This is a genomic window from Flavobacterium crocinum, assembly GCF_003122385.1.
Classification (GTDB): domain Bacteria; phylum Bacteroidota; class Bacteroidia; order Flavobacteriales; family Flavobacteriaceae; genus Flavobacterium; species Flavobacterium crocinum.
In genome coordinates, this window is the sequence record NZ_CP029255.1 from 505,481 (window position 1) to 532,380 (window position 26,900).

Annotated in this window: 22 protein-coding genes; 9 read left to right on the forward strand and 13 right to left on the reverse strand. The window is 33.7% G+C overall.

The features are described 5' to 3' along the window. Nucleotides 1-12 precede the first annotated feature (12 nt). The 7 genes from HYN56_RS02480 to HYN56_RS02510 are packed head-to-tail and all read right to left on the reverse strand — an operon-like array spanning nt 13 to nt 5,747. Nucleotides 13-1,680 carry a tetratricopeptide repeat protein gene (locus HYN56_RS02480; RefSeq protein ID WP_109190728.1) on the reverse strand — a complete coding sequence of 556 codons (1,668 nt, stop codon included), beginning with the start codon at nt 1,678-1,680 and terminating at the stop codon, nt 13-15. A 16-nt stretch (nt 1,681-1,696) separates the two neighbouring features. After that, nucleotides 1,697-2,620, reverse strand: a complete 924-nt coding sequence (locus HYN56_RS02485; protein WP_109190729.1) for a PstS family phosphate ABC transporter substrate-binding protein — start codon at nt 2,618-2,620, stop codon at nt 1,697-1,699. 2 nt (nt 2,621-2,622) lie between these two features. Next, nucleotides 2,623-2,853, reverse strand: a complete 231-nt coding sequence (locus tag HYN56_RS25185) for a hypothetical protein (RefSeq protein WP_109190730.1) — start codon at nt 2,851-2,853, stop codon at nt 2,623-2,625. Continuing rightward, complete coding sequence (locus HYN56_RS02495) at nt 2,853-3,656, reverse strand: energy transducer TonB (RefSeq protein WP_091494873.1); 804 nt, start codon at nt 3,654-3,656, stop codon at nt 2,853-2,855. Before HYN56_RS02495 ends, HYN56_RS25185 begins: the two co-directional genes overlap by 1 nt. Before the next feature lie 30 nt (nt 3,657-3,686). Then, nucleotides 3,687-4,250, reverse strand: a complete 564-nt coding sequence (locus HYN56_RS02500) for an ExbD/TolR family protein (protein WP_109190731.1) — start codon at nt 4,248-4,250, stop codon at nt 3,687-3,689. Between the two features lie 17 nt (nt 4,251-4,267). Further along, complete coding sequence (locus HYN56_RS02505; protein ID WP_109190732.1) at nt 4,268-4,879, reverse strand: ExbD/TolR family protein; 612 nt, start codon at nt 4,877-4,879, stop codon at nt 4,268-4,270. Nucleotides 4,880-4,922: 43 nt separating this feature from the next. After that, nucleotides 4,923-5,747 carry a MotA/TolQ/ExbB proton channel family protein gene (locus HYN56_RS02510; protein WP_008464979.1) on the reverse strand — a complete coding sequence of 275 codons (825 nt, stop codon included), beginning with the start codon at nt 5,745-5,747 and terminating at the stop codon, nt 4,923-4,925. 380 nt (nt 5,748-6,127) lie between these two features. Here HYN56_RS02510 and HYN56_RS02515 point away from each other — a divergent pair, with 380 nt between their 5' ends. Further along, a complete protein-coding gene (locus tag HYN56_RS02515) occupies nt 6,128-7,648 on the forward strand; it encodes a helicase HerA-like domain-containing protein (RefSeq protein ID WP_109190733.1) in 1,521 nt (506 codons plus the stop codon). A gap of 74 nt (nt 7,649-7,722) precedes the next feature. On the opposite strand, the gene HYN56_RS02520 is transcribed toward HYN56_RS02515, so the two are convergent. Next, on the reverse strand, nt 7,723-9,066 hold the full coding sequence (locus HYN56_RS02520) for an FAD-dependent oxidoreductase (RefSeq protein ID WP_109190734.1): 1,344 nt from the start codon (nt 9,064-9,066) through the stop codon (nt 7,723-7,725). A gap of 303 nt (nt 9,067-9,369) precedes the next feature. Here HYN56_RS02520 and HYN56_RS02525 point away from each other — a divergent pair, with 303 nt between their 5' ends. The 6 genes from HYN56_RS02525 (at nt 9,370) to HYN56_RS02550 (ending at nt 15,399) form a co-directional block, all read left to right on the forward strand. Beyond that, entirely contained in the window at nt 9,370-9,963 is a 594-nt protein-coding gene (locus tag HYN56_RS02525) for a GNAT family N-acetyltransferase (RefSeq protein WP_109190735.1), read from the forward strand. A gap of 78 nt (nt 9,964-10,041) precedes the next feature. Next, nucleotides 10,042-10,833: a helix-turn-helix domain-containing protein gene (locus HYN56_RS02530; RefSeq protein ID WP_109190736.1), complete on the forward strand. Its 792-nt coding sequence runs from the start codon at nt 10,042-10,044 to the stop codon at nt 10,831-10,833. 75 nt (nt 10,834-10,908) lie between these two features. Further along, nucleotides 10,909-12,438 (forward strand): serine hydrolase domain-containing protein, encoded by a 1,530-nt coding sequence (locus tag HYN56_RS02535; protein ID WP_109190737.1) that lies wholly within the window; start codon nt 10,909-10,911, stop codon nt 12,436-12,438. Between the two features lie 26 nt (nt 12,439-12,464). Continuing rightward, on the forward strand, nt 12,465-12,941 hold the full coding sequence (locus HYN56_RS02540) for a nuclear transport factor 2 family protein (RefSeq protein WP_240622648.1): 477 nt from the start codon (nt 12,465-12,467) through the stop codon (nt 12,939-12,941). A 207-nt stretch (nt 12,942-13,148) separates the two neighbouring features. Continuing rightward, complete coding sequence (locus HYN56_RS02545) at nt 13,149-14,603, forward strand: serine hydrolase domain-containing protein (RefSeq protein WP_109190739.1); 1,455 nt, start codon at nt 13,149-13,151, stop codon at nt 14,601-14,603. A gap of 346 nt (nt 14,604-14,949) precedes the next feature. Further along, on the forward strand, nt 14,950-15,399 hold the full coding sequence (locus tag HYN56_RS02550; RefSeq protein WP_109190740.1) for a hypothetical protein: 450 nt from the start codon (nt 14,950-14,952) through the stop codon (nt 15,397-15,399). Nucleotides 15,400-15,500: 101 nt separating this feature from the next. Here the strand turns inward: HYN56_RS02550 and HYN56_RS02555 are convergent, their stop codons facing one another. Next, entirely contained in the window at nt 15,501-17,891 is a 2,391-nt protein-coding gene (locus tag HYN56_RS02555) for a penicillin acylase family protein (protein WP_109190741.1), read from the reverse strand. A gap of 119 nt (nt 17,892-18,010) precedes the next feature. Between HYN56_RS02555 and HYN56_RS02560 the strand changes: the two genes are divergently transcribed. Together HYN56_RS02560 and HYN56_RS02565 are read left to right on the forward strand one after the other, a co-directional pair. After that, the gene (locus HYN56_RS02560; protein ID WP_109190742.1) at nt 18,011-19,567 is read left to right on the forward strand and encodes a hypothetical protein; all 1,557 of its coding nucleotides are present in this window, start codon (nt 18,011-18,013) and stop codon (nt 19,565-19,567) included. A 464-nt stretch (nt 19,568-20,031) separates the two neighbouring features. Next, nucleotides 20,032-21,840, forward strand: a complete 1,809-nt coding sequence (locus HYN56_RS02565) for a hypothetical protein (RefSeq protein WP_109194702.1) — start codon at nt 20,032-20,034, stop codon at nt 21,838-21,840. A 60-nt stretch (nt 21,841-21,900) separates the two neighbouring features. Here the strand turns inward: HYN56_RS02565 and HYN56_RS02570 are convergent, their stop codons facing one another. The 4 genes from HYN56_RS02570 to HYN56_RS02585 form a co-directional block, all read right to left on the reverse strand. Next, complete coding sequence (locus tag HYN56_RS02570) at nt 21,901-22,341, reverse strand: YMGG-like glycine zipper-containing protein (protein ID WP_109190743.1); 441 nt, start codon at nt 22,339-22,341, stop codon at nt 21,901-21,903. Nucleotides 22,342-22,600: 259 nt separating this feature from the next. Then, complete coding sequence (gene kynU, locus HYN56_RS02575; RefSeq protein WP_109190744.1) at nt 22,601-23,878, reverse strand: kynureninase; 1,278 nt, start codon at nt 23,876-23,878, stop codon at nt 22,601-22,603. A 309-nt stretch (nt 23,879-24,187) separates the two neighbouring features. Beyond that, nucleotides 24,188-25,237, reverse strand: coding sequence for a tRNA preQ1(34) S-adenosylmethionine ribosyltransferase-isomerase QueA (gene queA / locus HYN56_RS02580; RefSeq protein WP_109190745.1), 1,050 nt, complete (start codon nt 25,235-25,237; stop codon nt 24,188-24,190). 366 nt (nt 25,238-25,603) lie between these two features. Beyond that, nucleotides 25,604-26,833, reverse strand: a complete 1,230-nt coding sequence (locus HYN56_RS02585; protein WP_109190746.1) for a 3-phosphoshikimate 1-carboxyvinyltransferase — start codon at nt 26,831-26,833, stop codon at nt 25,604-25,606. Nucleotides 26,834-26,900: the final 67 nt, after the last annotated feature.

Below are 26,900 nucleotides of genomic sequence, written 5' to 3' on the forward strand. Positions count from 1 at the left end.
GAAAAATCTAAATTATTTTAAAGATTTTATAGATTGTGTAGCATATGAATTTGCAGGATCTAAAACTAAAGTTTTATTGAAATATTCAACAGCTTTAACTTTATCTGTGTTAGCATAAGCAGCACCAATTGCATTATAAGCTTCAATAACTTTTTTAGTTGTTGCAGGTTTTGCCAACTCTTCAGCACCTTTAGCAGTTATTTTAGCCACATACTCTTCGTAGTTTTTAATAATCAAATCATCTTTATCCAATGCGCTGTTAATTCTTCCTTTGTACAAGTAAGCTTCATCATATGATGGAGATGCTTCAAGAATTTTATCAAAAGTAGCATTTGCACTTTCTAAAGCAGCTTTATCACGGCTTTCAGCAGGTTTACCAGCATTACCGTAGTAAACAGAAATTCCATAATAAACCGAATCATCTAAATAGTTTTTAGATTCTTTATTGTTTGCGCCAAGTTGAAAAATCGCAGCTGCCTGATTGTATTGTTTTTTACCAAACAATTCTTTTCCAAAATCTGCAAATTCCTCAACTACCAGAGGCTCTAATTCGATTGCTTTTTTGATATCAGCTAAACCTGCATCAAAAGCAGCCTGATCGATTGTTCCGTCTGCAGCAGTACCTTTTTTAATTTTTGCTAAACCCAAGTAGTAGTAATCTCTACCAATTACTTTGTTTGATGGAGTATTAATATAATCCTGGATAGATTTAATAGCTACGTCAACATTTCCATTTTCGTAAGCAGCATATCCCAAATATCTGTAGATTCTTGGATTTACTTTATCCTCAGCAATCATTTTGTTTGCAACAGTTTCTAATTGCTTGTAATCTTTAACCAAGATTAAGAAATCAGCATGACGCATTTTAGAATCAAGAGAGTAATCTGTCAGACTTAAATATTTCTCGTAGTTTGTAATTGCATTTTGCAAATTAACCTTAGCAGTAGAAGGTTTGTTTCTTGCCCATTTGTAATATGTTTCAGCAAGCTCTCTGTAAACCGGTCCGTAGTTAGCATCTAAAGCAATTACCTCATTGAATGATTTAATAGCTTCATCATAAGATTTAGCACCTTTTAATAAAACCCCTAACTGCATTTTTGCTCTTAACAAAGTATTGTCTGCAGTAAAAGCATCACGATATGCTTTGTAAGCATCGTTTTGATTGTTTGATCCGTAATATGCATCACCAATAGCTAAAAGTGCCTGCGCATTTTGAGGATCAACTAATAAAGCACGCTTTAAAACTTCAACCGCATTTTTGTAATCCGGATTCTCAGAATTCATGTATGCCCTTGCGATGTAAATGAATTCATTCACATCTTTTTTTCTCATGTCTTTAGTAGCCAAAGCAAAATTTGCCTGAGCAGCTGCTGTATTTTTAGCATCTAAGTCTAATTGACCTAAACCAATATAGCTCAAGTTTTTTTTGTCTGAAGCTTGTAATCCATTATTGTAATAGATTTTTGCAGAGTCGACTACAGATTGATTTAAATAAACGTTACCTAAAACAAAATTTGCTTCCCCATCAGATGGTTTAGCTTTGATAATCGATTTAAGGATAGTTTTTGCCTTATCAAACTGTTCTGCATCAATTGCCTTTTTTGCTTCGTTGATGTCTTGCGCACTTGCCGCGCCAGCCGAAGCAATCAAAGCAAGACTAAAAATTTTAAATTTATTCATCTTTATCGTAATTAATTTATTCTTTATCTTTTATAATTTCACTTCTAATATTAAGTTTACGCCCCGGAGTTTTATATGGCAGTAAACCTGATTTTAAAACTATACGCTGACCAATATCTCCAGCTATAAATGAAGCAAAGCCCATTCCTAGCCCAGTATAACCCTGACAATTAATAATAAACAAATCACGTGCCAAAGGATATTTACCTAACGCTAAGTCATCCTGAGTTGGGCTGTAATATTGATTGTCATTTAAAGGTTTTACACTTAAAACATTAATTTGTTTTACAGTTTCGACCATATCCGGTGTTGGCTGATATAACCAGTTAACACCAATAACTCCAATCATTCCATCATTCTCTTTCACAAATTTAATTACCTCATTATTTGTTTTAAAAGAAAAAACATCATTTTTCGGAATCTCATTAACTTTCGCTAAATTCTTCATATAACGAACGGTACTTGAGTTTGGATTATCGAAAACTAAACCTTTAATTTTAGAATCTGGTTTCCCCTGCATAAAATCGATTACACTTTTCAACGCAATTAATGTATCATTATTGCTTTTATTTGAAATAAATGCAACGGCATCCTGAGCAAATGGTGTTACACGTGGATTAATCTTGTTTTTCTCAAAACGAGCTTTTTCCTCTTCTGTTAAATCTCTGGTCGTTATTGCAACTTTGGTCTTCTGATTTAACAAATCATTGATTACTTCAGCTTCTGATTTTGATTTAACATTAATTTTTGCATCATAGTAAGTTCCTTCAAAAACCGCAACCTGATCGTCTACAATCTGTTTTACTGTTTCATCCACTCCAACATCCAGCGATCCCTTTAAAATGGTTTCTTTTTCAGCCTCATTTTTGTTTTTTTGGTTACACATGGCAAACAAAAAGACAAAAACTACAAATACTAAAGCCTTACTATATTTCAACATAATTATTCTTCCTTTGAATTAATTAATCTTAAAAATCTTATTCCCGAATACACAATTAGCAAACCACCAAAAGCATATCTGTATTTCCATTCCATGTCAAGCGGAAGCTTTTCCCAAAACATGATCATTAAACCGAGTACAAGATAAATTAAAAAAAACAGTATTCCTAAAACAAGAAGAAATCGCTCTTTGAGCGATTTCTTCTGAATATTATTAAGTATATCTTTTAACATTATTCTGCAGATTGAATAGTAATAGGTAGAGAGTATAATACCCTTACTTTTTTACCATTTTGCTCGCCAGGAGTCCATTTTGGACATTTTTTAAGAACACGAATTGCTTCTGCTCCTGTACCGTAACCGATATCCCTTAAAACTTTAATGTCGGTTAATGAACCGTCTTTTTCAACTACAAACGTAACGTAAACTTTACCTTTTAAACCTTCTTCTTCCGGAGTTTTATAATTGTTTCCTACGAATTTGTAGAATTTCTCAATTCCTCCAGGGAAGTCTGGTTTTACTTCGATACCAGCTGTGTTATATACAGTGTTATCTTCTTGAATTACTTCCTGAACTGGTCCTTTACCAACTGGCTCATCAACAGTTAAAACTGCATCCGGATCTCCTTTGATAGTTTCAGCACCAACTTTTTTGTCTTTCAAATCCACAATTTTTGGTGGATCTTCAGTAACTTCCTCAGCCTTTGCAACCACAGGTTTAACGAATTTTACCTGATCCACTTTTGGTGGTGGTGGCGGTGGTGGCGGTTGATTTGGTTTAATTTCCTCTTTTTTCTTTGGAGGTAATTTTACCGTTGCAATCTTAATATCGTTGTTTACTTCTTCTTCTTGAGAATCTGGTAAAAAACTAGCAATAAGAGGTGCAGCAACAGCAAAACTGAAAATAAGTGAACCAATCACAAGTGCTTTCACAGTTGTTTTACCGTTCGATTTTCTCAGCTCGTATGCTCCATATATCTTATTACGTCCTTCGAATACGATATCAAGCCACTGATTTTTTATAATATCTAATTTCATATCTCTTGATTTTTAATTTGATAAAACAGCTTATTCTGCTTTTTTATCTATTAATTTCGTTTCCTCTGGTGAAAACTCAGGAACGATAGCGTAAGTATCTACTCCTGAAATTGCCATCTCGTCCAACATATCTACCAAATTACGGTAATTTGATTTTTTAGTTGGTTTAATGATCACGATAATTCCCTGATCAGGTTTTCCTTTAGCCGCAGAATATGCTAAAACATTTTTTTTCTGTTTTAACAATTCTCTACGAATACCATCTTTACCATAAGCAATGTCTTTTGGCCCTACTTTAGGACTCGCCAATAATCCCATGTAGTAAACAATTTTGTTATCGTCCCCTAACATTACTGTCATAGTACGATTTTCGTCTACTTTGGTATCCTTCTGTTCCGGATTCTTATCATCTTTATCTGGCAACGATAAATCCATGGATTGAGGTTTTGACAACGAAGTAGTTAACATAAAGAATGTAATTAATAAGAATGCCAAATCCACCATAGCCGTTAAATCGACTTTCGAATTTTGCTTTTTACTTCTTACTTTACCGCCTTTACCACCACCGCCGTCGCCGGTATTTAATTCAGCCATTTAGTGTATTTTTTTAATTAAAAGTCTTTCCCTCTAGTTCCTGTAACTAAGTTAAAGGAATTGATTTTCTGATCTTGTAAAATATCCATAATTTTTTTGATTTGTGGATATTCTTCCTTAGCATCACCTTTTATCGCAATCTGCAATTCTTTATCATCTAAATCAATTGTAGCTCTTCTAGAAATAAGAAGCCATTCTTTTAATTGATTATCTAATGAATCCAAAGGAATTCCAGGTTGATTTGCTTTGGTTCTGTCCGCTGCTTTCATGTCAATGATCTGCTTTAAACCTGTAACAGGAACACCAAAATCGTCCATTAATGCAAATTTGGTTTTATCGTCTTCAGAGAATTCAATACCATATTTTGCACCAATTCCTTCAAGAGTTCTTTTACGAATCTCTCTTCCTTTGATGTCAAAAAATACTTTTCCTTTTCCTACTGTAATAATTGCCAAATCAGTATCCGGTAATTTAGTTTGTACAGTAGATGCAGGCGTATCTACAGGAAGTGCTTCAGGCACTTTAGCAGTAGCGGTCAAAATAAAGAACGTTAGCAAAAGGAATGCAACATCACACATCGCAGTCATATCTGTCGATGTCGACTTTTTTTTCATTTTTATTTTAGCCATTATCTTTTATTTTATTTTTTTGATAGTAAATATCAAAAATTAATTATTGTCTTAAACTCCCTCTGAATTTTCTGTAAGTATTAACGATAGTAGTACCAGCCTCATCGATAGAGTAAGTTAAATCGTCAATTTTAGCAGTAAAGAAGTTGTAAGAAACAATTGCTAAGATAGAAGTAGAGATACCTGTTGCAGTGTTGATAAGTGCCTCAGAGATACCTGTTGCAAGAGCAGCCTGGTCTGGAGTACCAGCAGAAGCTAACGCACCAAACGCTTTAATCATACCAGATACAGTTCCTAATAATCCTCCTAATGTACCTAAAGATACTAAAGTAGAGATAATAGTCATGTTTTTCTCTAACATTGGCATTTCTAATGAAGTTGCCTCTTCAATTTCTTTGTGGATTACTTCTGAAGCTTCTTCGCTGTTGAATCCTTCTTTTTTAACATCTTGGTATTTTACCAAAGCAGATTTAATTGCGTTTGCAACTGAACCTTGTTGTTTGTCACATGAAGCGATAGCAGCTTCGATGTTTCCTTCTTTAATACTTCCCTGAACACTTTTCATGAATTTGTCTAGGTTAGTTTTACCAGCAGCTTTACCGATAACAATAAATCTTTCAATAGAAAAAACAACAACCATTAAAAACATACCTAATAATACTGGTACGATGAAACCTCCTTTATATACTTGTCCTAATGTATTGATTGGATGTCCTGTTTCTGGATTACCTCCTTCGAAGTTAGCAGAATCCCCCATGATTACTTTCCAAATAAACACCCCCACTAAGATACACGCTACAATAATGATTCCTGTGATCATTCCTCCGCCATTTGAAGTGCTTTCTTTTTTAACTTTAACGTTTGCCATTTTTTTTAATTTTAATAGTTTTAAATAATTTTTATTTTTTAGTTATATTTAACTTGTAGAGGAGCAAATTTATACGTTTAGTTTAAATAAAAAAACTTTTTTTAATTTTATTGACCGAAATTTAACTTCAATTTAAAAAATATCTCATTAAATTGCCGACATCATTTTTTAGATAAAACAAAAAAAAGGACGATAATTAGAAAAATTACAACGTTTTAGTAAATATTCAAAGATTCCTTTGATATCTTCTTAAAAAGCTGCGAATTTTTTTTTTATTAAATTTTCAATCAAAAAAAGCTTTTTCTTACTAAAAAAAACATATAAAAAACGCCCGAATACAGAGCAATACTCATATAACAGTCTAAATTACAAATAAAAACATGAATAGAAAAGATAATTTTATTGAAGCTATAAACAAAGGGTATTCTTCTAAGGGAGACAGCATTATTCTTGGAGGCGCAATCCTTGATGGTGAGCCAATTGCGGAAGCTCATGTTAAGATTCCATTAAAAACTCTAAATCGTCACGGATTAATTGCCGGCGCAACCGGAACAGGTAAAACCAAAACAATTCAGGTATTTTCCGAGCAACTTTCAAACGCCGGAATTCCTGTTTTGATGATGGATATAAAAGGTGATTTTAGTGGTATCGCAAAAGAAGGAAAAGAAGAAGGTTTTATTACAGAAAGACATGCCAAAATAAACCTTCCTTATAATGTAGCAGCATTTCCCGTTGAATTGATGTCTTTGTCAAAACAAAACGGAGTTCGTCTGCGCGCTACAGTTTCTGAATTTGGACCGGTCCTGTTTTCCAGAATATTAGATCTTAATGATACTCAGGCGGGTGTTGTTGCTGTTATCTTTAAATATTGCGATGATAAACAAATGCCTTTACTGGATTTAAAGGACATTAAAAAGGTAATCAATTATATTACCGAAGAAGGCAAAGATGAGATTGCGGCAAGTTACGGTAAAATCTCAACTGCTACGACTGGAACTATCCTTAGAAAAATAATTGAACTGGAACAACAAGGCGGTGATTTATTCTTTGGTGAATTATCTTTTGAAACGGATGATTTAATGCGTATTGACGAAAACGGAAAAGGTTATGTAAATATCATCCGCTTGACGGATATTCAGGATAAACCTAAACTGTTCTCTACTTTCATGTTAAGTCTTTTAGCTGAGATTTACCAAAAAATGCCTGAAAAAGGAGATGCAGAACAACCTGAATTAGTAATTTTTATAGATGAAGCACATTTAATATTTAATGAAGCCAGCAAAGCTTTGTTAGAGCAAATTGAAACTATTGTAAAATTAATTCGTTCTAAAGGTGTTGGCGTTTATTTTGTAACTCAAAATCCGATGGATGTTCCTAGTGGTGTTTTGGCTCAATTGGGATTAAAGATTCAACATGCTTTGAGAGCTTTTACAGCTAACGATCGTCAGGCCATTAAAAAAACCGCTGACAATTATCCAACTTCTGAATTCTATAAAACGGATGAATTATTAACGAGTTTAGGAATTGGAGAAGCATTGGTTACAGCACTTAACGAAAAAGGTGTTCCAACACCACTTGTGGCTACCATGATGCGTGCTCCTCAAAGCCGAATGGATATTTTATCTGCATCAGAAATTGATGAAATAAATGGCAAATCGAAATTGGTTAAGAAATATGCCGAAGAGATTGATCGCGAAAGCGCTTTCGAAATCCTGACTAAAAAACTAACAGAAGCTGCTGAAGCTGCCGCACAACAGGAAGAAGAAGCTCCTCCAACAAGATCTTCAAAATCTGAACCAAGTACAGCAACTGTTGTTGGAAAATCGGTTTTAAAAGTCGTAACCAGCGCTACTTTTATACGTGGTGTTTTTGGCGTGCTGAATAAAATATTTAAAAAATAACAACAATATCAAAAAGCAATAACAATATCAATGTCAATTCAAAATTGATTTTTGATATTGTTATTGACATTGATTTATTTCTTTTGAAGTAATTCCAAAATTTTATTTTCTACTTCCGAAGTATTCCAGATATTTTCAATATTATCCATTCTCAAAACTTCTTCCATAATTCCGTTTTGATAATCGCCAATTGCCAAAGCTTCAGCATAAGGGCGATCACTAAAAGTTACACGGCTGTAAAGCGGAATCCATTTGTCCGGATGTTTATCTGAGAAGACTTTTTCTATTTTCTTTTGCAACAAAAATTTTTCGTCTGCTGTTTTGGTACTCATTTCTAAGAAATTTCGATACGAAAGCTCTGCAATAGCATCTGCATTTGGTTTACGCGAAATCTGATATTCTGCAAAAATCTTTTTCCAGTCGTCTCCGTATTTTTCGATCATTTCGTTTAAAACCGTAATATCTTCAAAACCGGCATTCATTCCTTGTCCATAGAACGGAACAATAGCGTGACAGGCGTCTCCAATTAAAGCAATTTTATTTTCAAATGTCCATGGAAAACATTTCATGGTTACCAAAGTACTGGTTGGATTTTTAAAGAAATCATTTGCCAGTTCCGGAATTACTTCTATCGAATCCGGGAAGTTCTTCTCAAAGAAATCTTCTACCATTTTACGGTCTGTAAGCGATTCAAAAGAGTTTTCTCCTTCAAAAGGCATAAATAAAGTACAGGTAAAACTTCCATCCAGGTTTGGAAGTGCAATCAGCATATATTCTCCTCTTGGCCAAATATGGAAAGAGTTTTTATCCAGTTTGTGTGTTCCGTCTGCATTTGCAGGAATATTCAATTCCTTATATCCCATATTTAAAAATTCCTGCGAATAATTAAACATGCTCTGACGCTGCATTCTATGACGGATTCTCGAAAATGCTCCATCAGCACCAAAAACCATATCAAATTTTCTTTCCTCCCACTCGCCTCTTTCACTTTCTCCAATATGAAGCGTAGCATCGTTCAGCGTCACATCCCAAACTTTTTGTTCAAAATGAAATTCGGCTCCGGCTTCTTGAGCCAGATCAATCATTTTGCGGTTTAGCTTTCCTCTTGAAATCGAATAAATAGATTCTCCTTCCTGTCCGTAATTTTGAAAATTCAGTTTATCCACCAAATGAATAGCGCGTTTGTCCATTGGAATCGCAATTTCCCTAACCGAATCACCAACACCGACAGCATCAAGTGCTTTCCAGCCACGATTAGACATTGCTAGATTAATAGAACGGCCAGAAAAGTTAATCTGACGAATATCGGGACTACGATCATATACATGAACGATGTGACCAGCTTTTTTTAGATAAATTGCCAGCAGTGATCCTACAAGTCCAGAACCTACAACTGCAATTTTTAGTGAAGTTTGCATCAGGGATAATCTAATATTGGGTCGTAAAAATAACTAATAATTATACATGAGCTTTAAAATAAAGGAAATATTTGCCTGTAAAGTCTAATATTTAGCTGGGCATGTCCCCGCAAAAAAAAGCGGGGTCGGGCTTTCGGCTATATCTTTTATTCCGTTTCACTTCATAAAAGGATACCGCCTCTATCCCTCATGCGCATCCGTTTTCATAACAAAATCCTGATTTATTCAATTTATTTAGATTTTCAAAAGAACTAAATTAGCTTCAACCACAACAATCTATCTCTCACAATTAAATTAAAAATGATGAACAGCGAACTTTTACAATCTGAAATTATTCTGGAAAACGAAAGAGTACTATTAATCCCTTTTGAGAATGAAAGAAACATTGAACTCAAAGAAATTATTTTTAATGATGAAATCTGGAAATACATGGGAATGTATGTTCGAAACGATCAGGATTTCGAAAACTATATTCAAAATACATTAAAACAAAAAGCTGACGGAATTTGTTATCCGTTTCTTATCATAGATAAAGCTACAGACAGCGTTGCGGGAACTACTCGTTACGGTTATATCAATCATGGAAGTGAAAAATGCGAAATTGGCTGGACTTGGTACGGCAAAGATTTTCAGGGAACTGGATTAAACAAAGCTTGTAAATATGAGTTGCTGCATTTTGGTTTTGAACAAATCCAGTTTAGAAGAATCCAATTCAGTGCTGATCTTGAAAATGAAAGATCACAAAGAGCGATTGAAAATCTGGGCGCTTTAAAGGAAGGTTTGTTTCGAAACAATTATATCGATTCTGAAGGAAAAAGCAGAGATGATGTTTATTACAGTATTATTTTGGAAGAATGGAAAAATACTAAACGAGACTATTTTGGAGAGTTTATTTAATCCAAACTTATAATTAAAAAAGTACTATTTTAGTTTGCGATTTAGTTATATAATAAACTAATTAAAGGGCAAACTAAGATGAACTTATACTCAGAACATTATGTATCTCAAAAAACAGAAAGATTCATCAATAAAATTTGGTGTCTGGATAACAGCATCGGCGAAAGCCTGATCGAAAACAAACTCGTTTTGCCAAATGGCTGTTTTAACCTCGCTATTGTAGCCGGAAACGGAATCGAAGTTCGTACGAGTAAAAACAAATATGAGATGAACGAAGGAATTTACTTTTGTTCTCAAATGACAAACAAAGTTTTGGTGAATATACAACCTAAAACCAAAGTCATTATTATACAGCTTCATGCGTGGACACTCTCGATGTTTCCAAAATACGATTTGAGCAATTTTACAGATTTGATTCTAAAAATTGATGCTTCAGAATTACCTTTTAAAATTGAGATTAATACTGATATCGAAACTTTATTAAAAACTATTAATCCTTATTTTGAAGAATTATCCAATACTAATCCAAACAAAAACAGTATTGAAAAAATAGCCGATTTTATTAAATCACACGAAGACATTTCGGTTTCTGAAATTAGCTCGGCATTAAAGACATCACAACGTTTACTGCAGATTAAATTTAAAGCTGCGACAGGATTAACCATTAAAAAATACATTCAGATTTTAAAGTTTAGAAAATCGGTTGACCAAATGGTTAATGCTGATTTAGAAAAAATGAGTCTGACTGAAATCGCTCTTTATAATAAGTATTTTGATCAGTCTCATTTTATCAAGAAATTCAAAGATGTGACCAAAACAACTCCTAAAATGTTTGACCCAGCTTCCTATTTTCTTTCCCAGAAAAGATAAGATTTCGCTTTTGTACAATTTTGTGATTTTTGATTGAATTACTTTTGCAAAATCATCAATCAATCATCAATCACAATGAAAATCAATCCTTCCTTTTTTCCATTAAAAATCTTTTTATTTGGAATCTTATGTTTGCAATTCCAAATGGGATTTTCTCAGGAGAAAAAAAACTCTCCACTGTACAAAATCATTATTTCAAGAGACAGCCTTTTATTTGATATTGGCTTTAATAACTGCGACATTTTTGTATCCGAAAGCCTTTGTAGCGATCAATTAGAATTTTACCACGATAAAAATGGTCTTTCGAACAAAACGGATTTTGTAAAAACAATGAAAAGCGGCTTATGTGCGTCTCCATCAACGTATCAATCTAGAAGAGAACTAATTGACGAAAGCACTAAAATTTATCCGTTATACAAAAATGGGGTTCTGTACGCTGCTTTACAAAACGGAATTCATTATTTCTATGAAAATAAAACAAACAAAGGTGAGCCATTTTTAAAGGAAAATGAAAAACTAGTTGGAAAAGCGAGATTTTCACATCTTTGGGTTTTAGAAAATAATGTTTGGAAATTAAAACGAATTTTAAGTTACGATCACCAACCAACCAACTCTATAGAAGAAAAAAGTGCTCTTTTTGACAATCAACAGGAAACTGAAAAATGGCTCAAAGAAAACAATATTCCAACTTTAGGAATCGGTATTATTACAGACGGAAAACTAAAGCAGATAAAAGTTTTTGGTGAGCTTAAGAAAGGTATTTCAGCTCCGTATAATACGATTTGGAATGTTGCATCTTTGACAAAACCTGTTACCGCAATTGTAACCCTAAAATTAATCAGTCAGGGAAAATGGGATTTAGACGAACCACTTTACAAATACTGGACCGATCCTGATATTGCGAAAGACCCTTACTTAAAATTATTAACAACCAGATTTGTGTTAAGCCATCAAACTGGTTTCCCAAATTGGAGATCTAATAATGAATCTAAAAAACTGGATTTCAAATTTAAACCCGGAACGCAATACCAATATTCCGGTGAAGGTTTTGAATATCTTCGAAAAGCATTGGAGAAAAAATTCCACAAAACATTAGACCAACTAGCTTCAGAATTAGTTTTTAAACCTTTAGAGATGAATGATTCTCAATTAATTTGGAACGAAAAAATTGATCTTTCCAGATATGCCACTAATTATGATAATAAAGGAAATGAGTACGAACCAACCAAAAATAAAACTGCAAATGCTGCAGATGATTTATTGACCACTATTGAAGATTATGGAAACTTTCTATGCAGTATAATGAACAGCAAAGGCTTAAGCCCAAAAGTTTTTGAGGAAATGATTTCGCATCAGGTTACCACGAAAAAAGATAAATATTTTGGCTTAGGCTTTGAAATCTACGATCTCGGCAATCAAGATTATGTTTTATCGCATGGTGGTGCAGACAAAGGCGTTCAAACGATTGTTTTTATGCTTCCAAAAACTAAACAAGGTTTAATCATCTTTACTAATGTTGATGATGGCTATAAAGTTTACGAAAAGACAGTTCAACATTATCTGGGAGAAATTGGAAACCGAATAATTTCCATAGAAACAAAGTAAATGTTAAACCATAAAATATGATACCGATGATAAATACATTAGTACTTTTTATGCTGTTTTTAAGCAGACAGGCGCTTGCATATACGAAAAATGAACACATTCGAAAAAATCTTTTACATAGTGAAATTATCGAAATGGATCATCAGCTTTTTGATTATGCTTTTAACCAATGTGATGCTTCTCTTTTTAGAAAAATAATTGCAGATGATATCGAATTCTACGATGACCAATATGGCTTAAACATCTCTAAAGGAGAAAATGTAAAAGATTTAATTGGCAGGCAAACGCGTTTTCAAAAAGTAACAAGAAAGCTAAATTTCTGCACGGTTGAAAAACTAGGTGATTTTGGCGCTTTGCAAATTGGTGAACATACTTTTTTATCTAGTGATATTCCGCATCTAACTGGAAAATTCATTCACATTTGGGAAAGAAAAGGTAAAAGTTGGAAATTAAAAAGGGTTATCAGTTATGAACACAAACCCTATCAGGACAATTTGGATTAAACTTTAAAATAAAAGTGAAAAAACTGATCGATTTATGAAACCAAATCAAAAAATGATCGTCTAAACTTTTGAGAGCATTAATTTATTGCAAGTAAAAAAATCGTAATTTCGTTTTAACCTACTGAATATCTTTTTGTTATAAAGTTTCAATCATCAATCAAAAACGAATCATTTTTATTAATCCAAAACCCATAATCATCAATCATTATGAAAAAATCAATCAAACTCATTGCACTCTTTGTAGTTTTTCAACTTTCGGCTTTGAGTGCTTTTGCACAAGATAAGGCAAAGCAAATCGAACAACTTTTAGACAAATACAACGAATACGGACAATTTAACGGCTCGGCGCTGGTTGCTGAAAACGGAAAAGTTATTTTTAAAAAAGGATTTGGTTCTGCCAACATGGAATGGAATATTCCGAATCAACCTGACACAAAATTTAGATTAGGTTCAATCAGCAAACAATTCACCGCACTTTTAATTGTAAAACTGGCCGAAGAAGGAAAATTAAAACTTGATGTTCCAATTACAACTTATCTTCCAGATTATCCAAAGGAAAACGGAGATAAAATCACAACACATCATTTATTGACGCACACTTCGGGAATTCCAAATTATACCGATTCTCCAAACTTCTTTAAAGATAAAGCGAGAAATCCATACACTCCAGAAGCTTTTGTAAAAACATTTTCAAGTCTTCCTCTTGAATTTACGCCTGGAGAAAAATTCAGTTACAGTAATTCCGGATACTTCTTGTTAGGATATATTATTGAAAAAATTACCGGCAAAACGTATGAGCAATATTTACAGGAAGTAATTTTCACGCCTTTAAAAATGGTTAATTCCGGTTACGATCACAGCGATGTAATTTTAAAAAACAGAGCGGCTGGTTATGAAAAAGATGGAAAGCGTTATGTTAATGCACCTTATCTAGATATGAGTATTCCGTATGCAGCTGGTTCCTTGTATTCTACTGTAGAAGATTTATATTTATGGGATCAAGCATTGTATACTAATAAACTTCTTTCTGCAAAATCGATGGAATCTTTATTTAAACCTTACATAAAAGCATGGGGTGACGAATCTTATGGTTACGGTTGGTCTGTTAAGGAAGTAAATAATGGAGATAAAGACAAAATAAAAATTATCGAACATGGTGGCGGTATTAATGGATTCAATACTATTATTTCTCGTATTCCTACTGATAAAATTTTAGTGGTTTTATTGAATAATACTGGCGGCACTATTTTAGGCGAAATGAATAATTCAATTCGCAACATCCTATATGACCAACCTTATAGTCAACCTAAAAAATCATTGGCTTTAGATTTATTGGATGTTTTTACAACAAAAGGAACTACTGCCGGATTAGAAACTTATAAAAAATTGAAAAACGACCCAACGTATATTATTAAAGAAAACGATATGAACAGGGTTGGCTATCAATTGCTACAAGACGGAAAAAAGAAAGAAGCAATTGAAATTTTTAAAATAAACACCGAAGCTTTCCCAAAATCTGGAAATGTTTATGATAGTTTAGGTGAAGCTTATTTAGCCGATGGCGATAAGAAACTGGCCATCGCCAACTACAAAAAATCGGTTGAACTGGATCCTTCCAATGAAGGCGGTAAAAAAGCCTTGGAAGAACTTTTAAAAAAATAAACATGGCTATCGATTACTTGTGCAAGTTTTAAAAATAGCACACGGATGATACTAATTCGCTAATGCGAAGACGCGGATTAGGACGGATTTTTTTTATAAATCTTTGTAAAATCCGTTTTTATCCGCGTTTTTACGAAGTAAATCTGTTTTATCCGTGTCACTAATATGCTTTGGTAAATTATTAGTCCATTTAGCAAAACAAATAACACATTATTAATAACACTTACAGAATCTTCTTAAAATTGATTTTGTAAGTGTTATTTTTTGTAACAACTTGGACATTCTGCTTGGAAATTTATTGTTGAAAGCACTATTTTAGCCCTACCCTAAAACAATAAATTAACCTATGAAAAATCTCAAAAAGCACAGTTTCCTGACTGTTTGTTTCTGCTTGTTTATTTCTTTTAAAAGCATATCACAAACCAATTACACTTCTGCGAGAATGCCGTCTCAGCAAAACAAAATTATTATTGATAAAATTGTAGAAGCAACTCATTATAAAAATTATGTAGTCGATTTTTGTTTGTCTAAAATAAACGAAACTTCTGCAAAAGAAGGCTGGAACGAACAAAAAGCTATGGAAATTACCCAAAGCATTAATTATAAAAATTTCAGAGATGCCATTTACAACAGTTTTGTTGTTTTTGATGAAGTGGAACTTGAAACTTTACTAAAAGCTTACGAAAAAGACACGGCTTATCAGACCAAAAATGTAATGACCAATAATAAAATCCTCATTAATAATTTGAACATTTTTGCCAATGATATTGTTTTGGGGAAGTATGTTTCTAAATAAGGTTCAAAGGGACAAAGTAACAAAGGTTCAGAGGTTTTAAAACAAAAACCTTTGAACCTTTTTATTTTTAAATCTTAATTGGAAAAACTTGAAACTTGAAACTAATTCTTAGGTTTCAGAACCAATTTAGTTGACGTTTTCACTATCTCTTCTTTGTTCAGTTTCATTTTTCTGAATTTCCCTGCGTTGTACATTTCTGCCTGATCGTCATAATGTTTGCTGAACGGATTTCCGGATTGTCCCGTTGGTAAAATACTCCAGCTGTTTTCGATATCAGAGAAATCTACAATTCTTCTGGTTGAAGGGCCACCTTTCGTATAATATTTTCCTTCCTCATTAAATCCGAAGAATAAATTATTGATGACTTCGTTTGATCCTGGAGAATTAAATGGCCCAACATTAAATAGTCCACGAAGTGCTTTTACTTTTCCTAATGGATGTTCGTGTTCTACTGTATGAACTTGTCCCCATTTCCAATCCGAAATAGTATTTCCTAACTGTTTTTGAAGTGTTGCAACCGTTTCATGAAAAGATTTTGAAACAATTTGCTTTCTGGTTTCTTTTACATTTTTAGTTTTAATGTTATCCCACCAAACCGAATTTTCATTTTTAATCTGATTGGCGATAACTTGTTTTCCAACAGAAATACCCAGAAATAAATTAAAGTTTTCTTTCCCCATTTCATCTTCAAACGTATTTTTCAGATACAGATAAATCCATTTGTTGTAAATCGTAGGTGCGATATCTTCCAGATTGGTTGTTCCTTTCCACGATTTTAAAACTTCTAAAACTTGTTTTTCTTCTGCCGAAATAGAAGTCAAATCAGTATTTAAAATTAAATTTTTCACAACGGCAACGGCAACATCCGAAGTATTATCATAAATCATTTTACTAATGGCTTCTTTATCCCAATCTGATTTTGCATCTAAAATTCCTGATATTCTCTTGGCACGATCTTCCGGCAGATAATAACCAGGATACAGATAACCATTATCTATAGTTTCAGGCTGATTATTGGCAGAATAAACATAACCCCATTCCGGATTTTCTGCCGACGGATTTTGTTCGAAATCTAAATATTTGACAATATCATCTTTCCCGCTTGCGCCGTCTAGAATTAAATGGGTGTTTACCCCTTCATTATGTCTGTATAATTTTCCTGTTGCCCACCAGCCCACATTTCCTTTTGCATCTCCATACATTACATTCAATCCCGGCGCTGCAATTAAACTAGCCGCTTTTTTAAAATCTTCTTTATTATTAGCATGTGAAAGTCCGTACGCTGCATCCAGAATCTGAATAGGTTGATGCGTATAAGTCCACATCATTGCAATTGGATTTTTCTTTTCCAAACGCTCCATGAAATCATTCATAATTGGCCCATGACGACTCGATTTAATGGTCAGAACCACATCTGAAGAATCTTTTACTTTGATTGTTTTTTTTCTGATTTCATATATCGCAAAACCAGTTGGTGTTTGATATTGCGTAACATCTCCGTCTTTATTTTTTTCCTGATAAAAATCGATATCATCATTTTCAAACATCGTTAATCCGTAGGCATAATCACGGTTATGTGCCAGTAAAGGAAATGGAGTTCCAGCCAAATAACAGCCGTATAACTCATGTTGTGGCGTTACCAAATGTGCTTCATACCAAGTGGCAGGCTGAGAAAAACCAATATGCGGATCATTAGCAAAAATCACTTTTCCGCTTTTCGATTTCTTTGGCCCGACAACCCAACTGTTACTGCCAATAAACGGTGGAATTGGGGACTGATCCAACATTGCCGTAATCGCTTTTGAAACCTCGCTGTATTCTTCTGTTTTCTCTTTTGAGATTTTAATTCTCGTAGTGTTAAACTCGCCTTCGATTCCTAAATCTTTTAGATAAGAAGCTCCGTATTTATTTTTAATATCCGTCAGCAGCGGATCTGTTTTCTGAGCCATTGCAAAACTGAAAGACATATATCCGAAAATATTGTAAACGTCTTTTATTGTAAACTTTTGCTTTTTAACTCCAACCAAAGTGAACTCAATTGGCGTTACGCCTTCTTCTAAATATTGATTAATTCCATCCAGATAAGCCTGAGTCAGTTTATAACTTTCACTGTTTTTGTCGAGTTTGGCAATCGCTTTCGCGGAAGCTTCTTCAATACCTATTCCTGCAAAAAATTGATCGTTTTTTAATGCAACTCCTCCAAAAATTTCAGCCAATCTTCCTGGAGCAATTCTTCGAAGCAATTCCATTTGCCACAATCTTTCCTGAGCATGTACATAACCAAGCGTGGTCATGGCATCTTTTTCTGAATCGGCGTAAATATGTGGCACTCCAAAATCATCAAAATATACTGTTGTTTGTTTATCCAGATTTTTGAGTTGCAGTTCTCCTTCATATTTTGGTTTTAAATGAAAAATATAGCCACATAAACCTATTCCAAGAAGTACAATTAGTACCAATAAAACCAACAGAATCTTTTTAAGTATTTTCATAATCACGCAAAAAAATATAAATAATGAATTCTAAAAAATGATGTAATGAAATTGTAGAATAATGTAAAATCATTCCTTTTTAAAACTCTAAATTTATGTATTTAAAATTAATAGAGTAAATGTCAATCTATAAAAAAATAGCGATCGGAATAATTTCCTTGTTTATCATTGTACTTTTAGCCAATTTTGGACTGAATTACTGGATTAAAAAACAGCTTCCGATTATTATCCATGAGAAGAATAAAACAGCCTACAATATCAATTACGAAAAAATAGAAGTTTCTCTTTTCTCCCGAAATATCTACGCACAAACTTTATTGGTCAATCCGAAAAATGAGCCGAAAGACAGTAAAAATGGTCTTTTTACCAAAATAGAATCCATCACAATCAAACACTTTAATATTTGGGATCTGGCTTTTCGCGATATTATTCAGGCCGAAAGTATTATCATCAACAAACCACGTGTAATTCTATATAAAAAAGGCGAGAAACTTTTAAATAACAGTAAAAGCATTAAAAACGAAATCGTCGAGCCTTTCCGAAAAATAGTTGGCGTTTCGAATATTTATCTGAATGACGGAACTGTCGATGTGGTTTCTTTGGATACTCAAAAACCCATTTTCAGCGTTAAAAAAATTCTTCTAAAATTAGAAGGCATTTTAATAACCGATGCCACTTTGAAAGAAAAAATTCCGCTTCAGTACAAAAGTTATGCTTTAATATGTGATAGTTTATTTTATCGTCCGAGTGCTTTTTATCACATCACAATTGGCAAAATCAATACTGAAAAGAACTTTTTAGCAATTAATAATTTTGCTAATATTCCACAGTTTTCCCGTCCGGAATTTGTAAAAAGACTAAAAACAGAAAAGGATATTTACACGCTGAAAGTAGATTCTGCAAGCATTCAAAAAATGGATTGGGGATTTAAAAATGATCGTTTTTTCTTTAAAGCAAATTCGCTTGTGATCAATCATTTTGATGCAAATATTTATCGCGGGAAAATGCCAAAAGACGATTTAAGCAAAAAATACCTGTACAATCATTTATTGCGAAATATAAAATTCCCGCTTCAGATTGATACACTTCAGGTTTTGAAATCAAAATTAGTTTATGAAGAAGAAATTGATTTCTCTAAAGGTCCGGGAATTCTAACTTTCGACAAATTCAACTTACAGGCAACCAATCTTCGAAGCGGTTTTGGTTTGAAAAAAACAGCTGATGTCAAAATCAAAGTGAAAACCATTTTCATGAAAACTTCTCCACTCGATGTAGATTGGAGTTTCAATGTTTTAGACAAAAATGATGGATTTCATATTCAGGGCGTAATTTCCAATTTTGATGTTAGAGCGATGGGACAATTCAGTAAACCGTATATGAATGCGTCCTTTACTGGAGTTTTTAATAAATACCGTTTTAATTTCTACGGAAATGATAATATTTCAAAAGGAAATGCATCTCTGGATTATGACGATCTAAAAGTGAAATTATACAAAAAGAAAAACCCTGAAAAAGAAGCCAAACTGAAATCGGCAATTGCTAATTTATTGGTTAAAAACGATTCTAAAGACAAAGCCAAAACCGCCGATGTCGAAATCGAAAGAATTCAGGAAAAATCATTCTACAACTTTTTATGGCGAAGTATAGCGGAATCTTTGAAGAAGATTTTGATATAGATTTTTTTATAGCCACGAATTACACTAATTTCCACTAATTCCTTTTTCTAGTTTTGCCACAGATTAAAAGATTAAATCATTTTAATCCTTTAATCTGTGGCGAAAAACATATGCACATTGTTTGCCAACATAGCCTGCGGTTTCAACCGCAGGAACGCAATGCATTTCCACAAAGAATTTCCATAACACATTCTTACATACGTCCCCCGTAGTTGAAACCACGGGCTATATTTATTTATAATTCGTAGTATTCCAAAAGGTTTTGTCATTGCGAGGAACGAGGAATCACACTCGAGAATCGATAAAGATTGGGACATTCTGTACGGAGTTTCCAGTATGATTCCTCGTTCCTCGCAATGACAAGATTGTGGGAATAAATGATATGCAATTCACAAACCTGACAATTATCACGTTTTAGAAAAATGCTTTTTTCAATATTTGCCTTTATTTTAATTGGAAGACAAATGACAAAAACACCTATACACACTTTTCATATTCCGGTAATGGGGCTTGCGTACACGATTGACAGTCCGATTCGTGTCGCGCAATACGGAATTTCGTCTGTTATTGCTCTTGCTGATGACGATTTAATTGAAAAGATGCGTAACTTTTACAGCACTAAATTCAATATTCCGTACGAAGAAATCACACAGAAATTTCATGATTACCGCGCCGAAAGAATTACATCTTACCTCAATTTAGTTGACAAAATCGTAAAAGAAAAATTCGAGAGTTTTAAAACTGAATTGGCAGAAAGCAAAACCGCTCTGGAAAATTTTATGTCGATGCTACCGAATACTTCTGACATTAAAAAAGGATTTCAGAACTTACTGGATGATGGAATTGCTTTTAAAGAAAACATTCAACAATATATCGAGTCACATCTTTTTCCCGGAGAAATTGACGTGAACATTATGACGAAACTGGATAAAGATAACTTCGTAAAAAACGAACAACTTCCAATTGAGTTTAATGATGCACATGCGGCTTTGAGAGGTTTTGCCAATAGTAATTTAGAATCTTCCGTTGTGCTTTCAGCAGGAATGAATCCGAGATTGTTTGGTTACTTTGAAAATTTTAAGGACTTTTTTCCGAATGAAAAGAATGAACTTAAAAAGAAAATCATTCTAAAAGTTAGCGATTTTAGATCGGCAATGATTCAAGGAAACTTTTTAGCAAAAAAAGGGCTCTGGGTTTCAGAATACCGAATAGAATCAGGATTGAACTGTGGCGGTCACGCCTTTGCCACTGACGGACTCTTATTGGGCACTATTTTAGAAGAATTCAAGCAGAAAAAAGAGCAATTAGTACAATCTGCCCACGATTTAATGATTAAAGCTTTACAGGCAAAAAATCAAGCTTTCCCCGAAAAGCCTTTAGAATTAAAAATTACAGTTCAAGGCGGTGTTGGAACTTCAGAAGAACATGAGTTTTTATTAGATGAATACAAAGTAGATGCTGTCGGCTGGGGTTCTCCATTTTTATTGGTTCCTGAAGCGACATCAGTAGATCAGGAAACTCGTAATTTATTGATGAATGCCAAAGAAGAGGATTTTTACTTAAGTAATATTTCGCCTTTGGGCGTTCCCTTTAATACTTTAAAAGGCACAACAAATGAATTCTTAAAACAAAAAAGAATTCACGAAAAAAAAGCAGGAAGTTCTTGTCCGAAGAAGTTCTTAGCTTTAAGCAAAGAATACGATCCGCATGGAATCTGCACTGCTTCTAAAAAATATCAGGACATTAAACTAGAGGAATTAGAAAACAAAAAAGAAACATTATCTGCAGAAGATTTTGAAAAAAGAAAAATCAAAATAACGGAGAAATCTTGTCTTTGTGTTGGTTTAGCCAATGCTTCTTATCTTGAAAATGATATTAAAATAAAAGGTCAGGCACAAGGTGTAGTAATTTGCCCAGGACCAAACTTAGCTTATTTTGATCAGGAAGTTTCTTTAAAAGAAATGGTTCAACATATTTATCAGGGGAAATCGGTTTTAAGAACCGACCGACCTAATTTGTTCGTTAAGGAATTAAAAATGTATGTGGATTATTTTAGAAATGAAATCGAAAACATTTCGGGAGAAGTAACTGCCATTCAAATTAAAAAATGGAATTCTTTCAAAACAAATATTTTAAACGGCATTGAATATTATCACCAACTTTTCTCCTCTACTTTTTATTTTAAAACAGAGGAAAAGAAAATTAAAGACCAATTCGATTTTTATAAAACAGAATTAAATGCCATTCAAATTCCTACGCTGGAATTAGTATAAGCCCAAAAAGCCGATTTAGTTTTCTAAATCGGCTTTTCTTTTATTATTATAGAATTAAATCTATTCTTTCTTTTTGTTTTTACTGTCAATTACAGCTCCTGTTCCTGTTCCTAAAGCAGCACCGGCCAAACCTCCAATAATCGCACCTTCGCCTTTTTTCTTACTCACAATTGCTCCGGTTGCAGCTCCTACTCCGGCACCAATTACAGCGCCTTTAGCAGTTGCACTCCATCCTTTCTTTTTAGTTGTGGTTGTTGTAGTTGTCGCTTGTCCATTTGCAGGCTGTTGTACTACAACTACTTTTTCAGATTCGACTCTCTGCTCTTCTTTTATCTTTGCCATTTCAGTCTTCATTGAATCGATAACACGTTGTTTGTTAATTTCAACTTTCATGGAATCAATACTGGCTTGCTTGGCTTTGTTTATATCCTCTTTACTTTGTCCTTGGTTTTGGCAAGAAGTAAAAATTATTGCTGCTAATAAAATATATAAGCCTTTCATGATTGTAGTGATTTAAAATTATACACTACAAAATACGGAATATCTGCTATAATGGTTATTACAGAATTTTTTTGAAATTTTATAAGATTAGAAGATTGATGTTTGTTTCGAGCTAAATTTTATTTCCCAAGCTGAATTAAATTAATCTCGCAAAGTCGCAAAGACGCAAAGTTTTTTCTCATTTTTGTCGCTTATTATTTTTATGTGATAAAAAACATTGCGTCTTTGCGACTTTGCGAGATTATTTCTTTTTGAAACTTTACTTCCCTAAAATCCCTTTTTTCAGTATTTGTCCAAAGTCGTACATATCTTCATAAGAACAGTACAAAGGAACTGGTGCCAGACGAATTACGTTGGGTTCGCGCCAATCGGTTATCACTCCGTTTTTCATCAAATAATCAAATAAAGCTCTTCCTTCTCCGTGAAGAAAAACAGACAATTGTGAAGCTCTTTCTTCCGGATTTGTTGGTGTAATAATTTCAAAAGTACTTTCTACTTCTTTATCAATTTCGTGTAGAATAAACTCAAGATAAGAAGTGATATGATCACGTTTTTTAATTAAAGCATCCATTCCAACCTCAGCAAACATCTCTACAGAAGCTAAGTAAGGTGCTAACGAAAGAACTGGCAAATTACTAATCTGCCATCCATCTGCTCCATGAACAGGATCAAAAGTGGGCTCCATTTTAAAACGGCGCTCTTTGTTGTGTCCCCACCAGCCTGCAAAACGAGGTAAATCCGGATCATTGTGATGCCTTTCATGAACAAAACAGCCTGAAGCATTTCCTGGACCTGAGTTCATATATTTATAACTGCACCATGCTGCGAAATCTACGTTCCAGCCGTGAAGGTCCAATTTTATATTTCCCGCGGCATGTGCTAAATCCCAACCTACTTTTGCTCCGGCTTTTTGTCCGGCTGCCGTGATGGTTTTAATATCGAAAACTTGTCCGGTATAATAGTTTACTCCACCAATTAAAACCAAAGCAAGTTCATCACCAACTTCTTCAATTTTAGCTAAAACATCTTCTAAACGAATATTGTGCTCGCCTTCTCGACGTTTAATTTCTACGATTGCATCTTCTGGTTTGTAACCATGAAAATGAACCTGACTTTGAAACATATATTGATCTGATGGAAACGCTTTTTCTTCACAAATAATTTTATAGCGTTTGCCTTTTGGCTGATAAAAAGAAACCATTAACAAATGAAGATTCACTGTCAAAGTATTCATAACCGTAACTTCAGATGGAAGTGCTCCAACAATTTTACTCAACGGTTCAGAAAATCTTTCCTGATAATCCCACCAGGGTTTCTCAGCATAAAAATGACCTTCAACGGCAAGTTCTGCCCAGTCATTCATTACTTCGTCTATATAAGCTTTGGTTCGTTTCGGTTGTAATCCTAAAGAATTCCCTGTAAAATAGATAACTCGTTTGTCATTTACTTTAGGAAAAATAAATTGTTCCTGATAATGGTTTAATGTGTCTTTTGAATCTAGCTCTCGTGCAAATTCGCGTGTATTTTGAAAAGTCATTGTGTTTTTTGTTTTGTCTGCTAAAATAACAAAAATTGTTTGTTTTGTTTCAGATTGATATGCTTTGTGTATTTTTCAACGCAAAGGGCGCAAAGTCTTTTTTTATCAAGGCTAACGTTTATAAACGCTAAGTTCGCAAAGCTTTGCGTTCTTTTGTTTCTGGTAAACACATACTGAGAAAAAAAACTTTGCGCCCTTTGCGTTTAAAATTTCTCAACGAATGTCAAACTTGAAACCTGAAACTTGAAACAAATAAAAAACCCGACAGGCTATAAAACTTGTCGGGTCTTTTTATATGATAAATGCTAATTACAAGATTAACATCGCGTCTCCGTAAGAATAGAATTTGTATCCTTCTTTGATCGCTTCTTCGTATGCTTTTTTCATTAAATCATGTCCACAGAAAGCAGAAATCATCATTAATAATGTCGATTTTGGTGTGTGGAAGTTTGTAATCATACAATTCGCAATGCTGAAATCGTGAGGAGGGAAAATAAATTTATTTGTCCATCCTTCATAAGGGTTTAAAGTATTAGCAGAAGAAACTGAACTTTCGATTGCACGCATAGAAGTCGTTCCTACAGCACAAATACGTTTTTTCTTTGCTTTTCCTTCATTTACGATGTCACAAGCTTCCTGAGTAATAATTAATTCCTCAGAATCCATTTTATGTTTAGATAAATCTTCAACCTCAACCGGGTTAAAAGTTCCTAAACCAACGTGTAAAGTTACCTCAGCAAAATTAACTCCTTTGATTTCTAATTTTTTCAAAAGGTGTTTTGAAAAGTGTAAACCAGCAGTTGGCGCCGCTACAGCTCCTTCTTCTTTTGCGTAAATTGTTTGGTATCTTTCAGCATCTTCCGGAGTAACGTCTCTGTTGATGTATTTAGGAATTGGAGTTTCTCCAAGTTCTGTCAATTTATTTCTGAATTCCTCATATGAACCGTCATATAAGAAACGTAAAGTTCTACCACGAGAAGTTGTATTATCGATTACCTCAGCAACTAACGAATCATCATCACCAAAGTAAAGTTTGTTACCAATACGGATTTTTCTGGCAGGATCTACTAAAACATCCCAAAGGCGTTGTTCTGAATTTAATTCTCTCAACAAGAAAACTTCAATTCTGGCTCCGGTTTTTTCTTTGTTTCCGTACAAACGTGCAGGAAAAACTTTTGTATTATTTAGAATTAAAACGTCTCCGTCATCAAAATAGTTGATCACGTCTTTAAACATTTTATGTTCGATTGTGTTTTTTTTACGGTCAATTACCATTAAACGAGACTCATCTCTGTTTTCTGCTGGAAATTCAGCCAAAAGTTCTTTCGGTAAATTGAAATTGAAGTGTGATAATTTCATATTTGAATTGTTGATTTTAGAGTGTAGCCTTTAGATTTGTTTATCTAAAATTTTAAATCGGTTGCAAATATACGATTGTGAGATAGGCGTTGTCAAGTGTTTTGACGTTTATTTTCAAAAGTCCTTGATTTAGTGAGGTTTCGGAAAGCATTAAAAATGTTTTTTTTGAACCATATAAGTGATATAAGTTCATATCAACTGTTTTTTTACTTACTATTAAACCCGACAGGTTTTAAAAACCTGTCGGGTTTACTTTTAAATTCGCATAAAAAAACCTCTGGTTGAAACCAGAGGCTATGTTTTACATACTTTGCGTTAAGCTTTTATTTAAATGAACTTATATCACTTATATGGTTTCAAAAATTTTTACAATTCTGAAACTTGAAAGTTCAACGCTTTTAAATCGTTCCAGAAATCAGGATATGATTTAGAAACTACTTCAGCATCATCAATAATAATTGGAACTTTGATTGCTAAAGGTGCAAACGCCATTGCCATACGGTGATCGTTGTATGTTGCAATATGAACATCATGGTTAATAGCTCCTGAACGCTCTAAAGTCAGACTGTCATTGGTTACAGAAATATTTGCGCCAAGTTTTGTAAGCTCAATTCTTAAAGCTTCCAATCTGTCTGTTTCTTTGATTTTTAAAGTATGCAGACCTGTTAAATGACATCCAATTCCTAAACCTAGACAAGTTACTACAATAGTTTGTGCAATATCTGGAGTGTTGTTCAATTCAAAATTCACATCCTGATAATTGAAACCTGCGACTTTTTCCAAAGTCATTTTGTTGTTTTGGAAAGTCGTTTTCACACCCATTTTTTCATAAAGAGAAACTAATTCTGAATCTCCCTGAAGGCTGTTTTCTTTATAACTACTCAAAGTAATTTTTGCAGATTCAGATAAAGCCACTAAACTAAAGAAATAAGAAGCTGAACTCCAATCAGATTCTACCACCATTTCTTTTGACTCAACAGCTTCTTTCGGAAATACTTTAATTACATTTCCTTCAAAGCTTGTTTTGATATCTAAATCGGTCAGCAGAGCCAAAGTCATTTTGATATACGGAATTGAAGTGATTTCTCCTTCCAAAGTCAGTTCTAAACCATTGTCTAGTTTTGAAGCTACTAATAAAAGTGCCGAAATATACTGACTGCTTACATTAGCCGCTAAAGTTACTTTTGAAGCCGTTACTTTTTTTCCCTTAATTCGGATTGGCGGATAACCTTCTTCTTTTTCATAAGAAATGACAACCCCCAATTGCGCCAAAGCTTCAACCAAAATTTTGATTGGACGTTCCTGCATTCTGCTAGATCCTGTCAAAACAACTTCTCTTCCCTCGTTAACAGAAAAATAAGCTGTAAGAAAACGCATTGCAGTTCCGGCATGATGAATGTCAACAATTTCGTCATTTCCTGCCAAAGCTTTCTGCATTACTTCGCTATCGTCAGAGTTTGAAGTATTGGCTAAAGTGATATTTGGGAATAAAGCTTTTAGTAATAATAAGCGGTTTGTTTCGCTTTTAGAACCTGTAATATTGAGTTGCGAATCATCAATGGTGAATGGTGAATTCGTCGTTAATTTTAAATTCATGATATTAGTTATGAGTTGCGAATTATGAGTAACATAATCCAAGCGCGCAATTTACCACTCCTCGCCC

Excerpts from the sequence above, each read along its gene's own strand:
- HYN56_RS02525 (WP_109190735.1), top strand. The coding sequence starts at position 9,370 with ATGAACAGCGAACTTTTACAATCTGAAATTATTCTGGAAAACGAAAGA.
- HYN56_RS02500 (WP_109190731.1), bottom strand. The coding sequence starts at position 4,250 with ATGGCTGAATTAAATACCGGCGACGGCGGTGGTGGTAAAGGCGGTAAA.
- HYN56_RS02520 (WP_109190734.1), bottom strand. The coding sequence starts at position 9,066 with ATGCAAACTTCACTAAAAATTGCAGTTGTAGGTTCTGGACTTGTAGGA.
- HYN56_RS02515 (WP_109190733.1), top strand. The coding sequence starts at position 6,128 with ATGAATAGAAAAGATAATTTTATTGAAGCTATAAACAAAGGGTATTCT.
- queA (WP_109190745.1), bottom strand. The coding sequence starts at position 25,237 with ATGAAATTATCACACTTCAATTTCAATTTACCGAAAGAACTTTTGGCT.
- HYN56_RS02555 (WP_109190741.1), bottom strand. The coding sequence starts at position 17,891 with ATGAAAATACTTAAAAAGATTCTGTTGGTTTTATTGGTACTAATTGTA.
- HYN56_RS02540 (WP_240622648.1), top strand. The coding sequence starts at position 12,465 with ATGATAAATACATTAGTACTTTTTATGCTGTTTTTAAGCAGACAGGCG.
- HYN56_RS02480 (WP_109190728.1), bottom strand. The coding sequence starts at position 1,680 with ATGAATAAATTTAAAATTTTTAGTCTTGCTTTGATTGCTTCGGCTGGC.
- HYN56_RS25185 (WP_109190730.1), bottom strand. The coding sequence starts at position 2,853 with ATGTTAAAAGATATACTTAATAATATTCAGAAGAAATCGCTCAAAGAG.
- HYN56_RS02565 (WP_109194702.1), top strand. The coding sequence starts at position 20,032 with ATGACAAAAACACCTATACACACTTTTCATATTCCGGTAATGGGGCTT.
- HYN56_RS02485 (WP_109190729.1), bottom strand. The coding sequence starts at position 2,620 with ATGTTGAAATATAGTAAGGCTTTAGTATTTGTAGTTTTTGTCTTTTTG.
- HYN56_RS02550 (WP_109190740.1), top strand. The coding sequence starts at position 14,950 with ATGAAAAATCTCAAAAAGCACAGTTTCCTGACTGTTTGTTTCTGCTTG.
- HYN56_RS02545 (WP_109190739.1), top strand. The coding sequence starts at position 13,149 with ATGAAAAAATCAATCAAACTCATTGCACTCTTTGTAGTTTTTCAACTT.
- HYN56_RS02530 (WP_109190736.1), top strand. The coding sequence starts at position 10,042 with ATGAACTTATACTCAGAACATTATGTATCTCAAAAAACAGAAAGATTC.
- HYN56_RS02510 (WP_008464979.1), bottom strand. The coding sequence starts at position 5,747 with ATGGCAAACGTTAAAGTTAAAAAAGAAAGCACTTCAAATGGCGGAGGA.
- HYN56_RS02495 (WP_091494873.1), bottom strand. The coding sequence starts at position 3,656 with ATGAAATTAGATATTATAAAAAATCAGTGGCTTGATATCGTATTCGAA.
- kynU (WP_109190744.1), bottom strand. The coding sequence starts at position 23,878 with ATGACTTTTCAAAATACACGCGAATTTGCACGAGAGCTAGATTCAAAA.
- HYN56_RS02505 (WP_109190732.1), bottom strand. The coding sequence starts at position 4,879 with ATGGCTAAAATAAAAATGAAAAAAAAGTCGACATCGACAGATATGACT.
- HYN56_RS02585 (WP_109190746.1), bottom strand. The coding sequence starts at position 26,833 with ATGAATTTAAAATTAACGACGAATTCACCATTCACCATTGATGATTCG.
- HYN56_RS02570 (WP_109190743.1), bottom strand. The coding sequence starts at position 22,341 with ATGAAAGGCTTATATATTTTATTAGCAGCAATAATTTTTACTTCTTGC.
- HYN56_RS02535 (WP_109190737.1), top strand. The coding sequence starts at position 10,909 with ATGAAAATCAATCCTTCCTTTTTTCCATTAAAAATCTTTTTATTTGGA.
- HYN56_RS02560 (WP_109190742.1), top strand. The coding sequence starts at position 18,011 with ATGTCAATCTATAAAAAAATAGCGATCGGAATAATTTCCTTGTTTATC.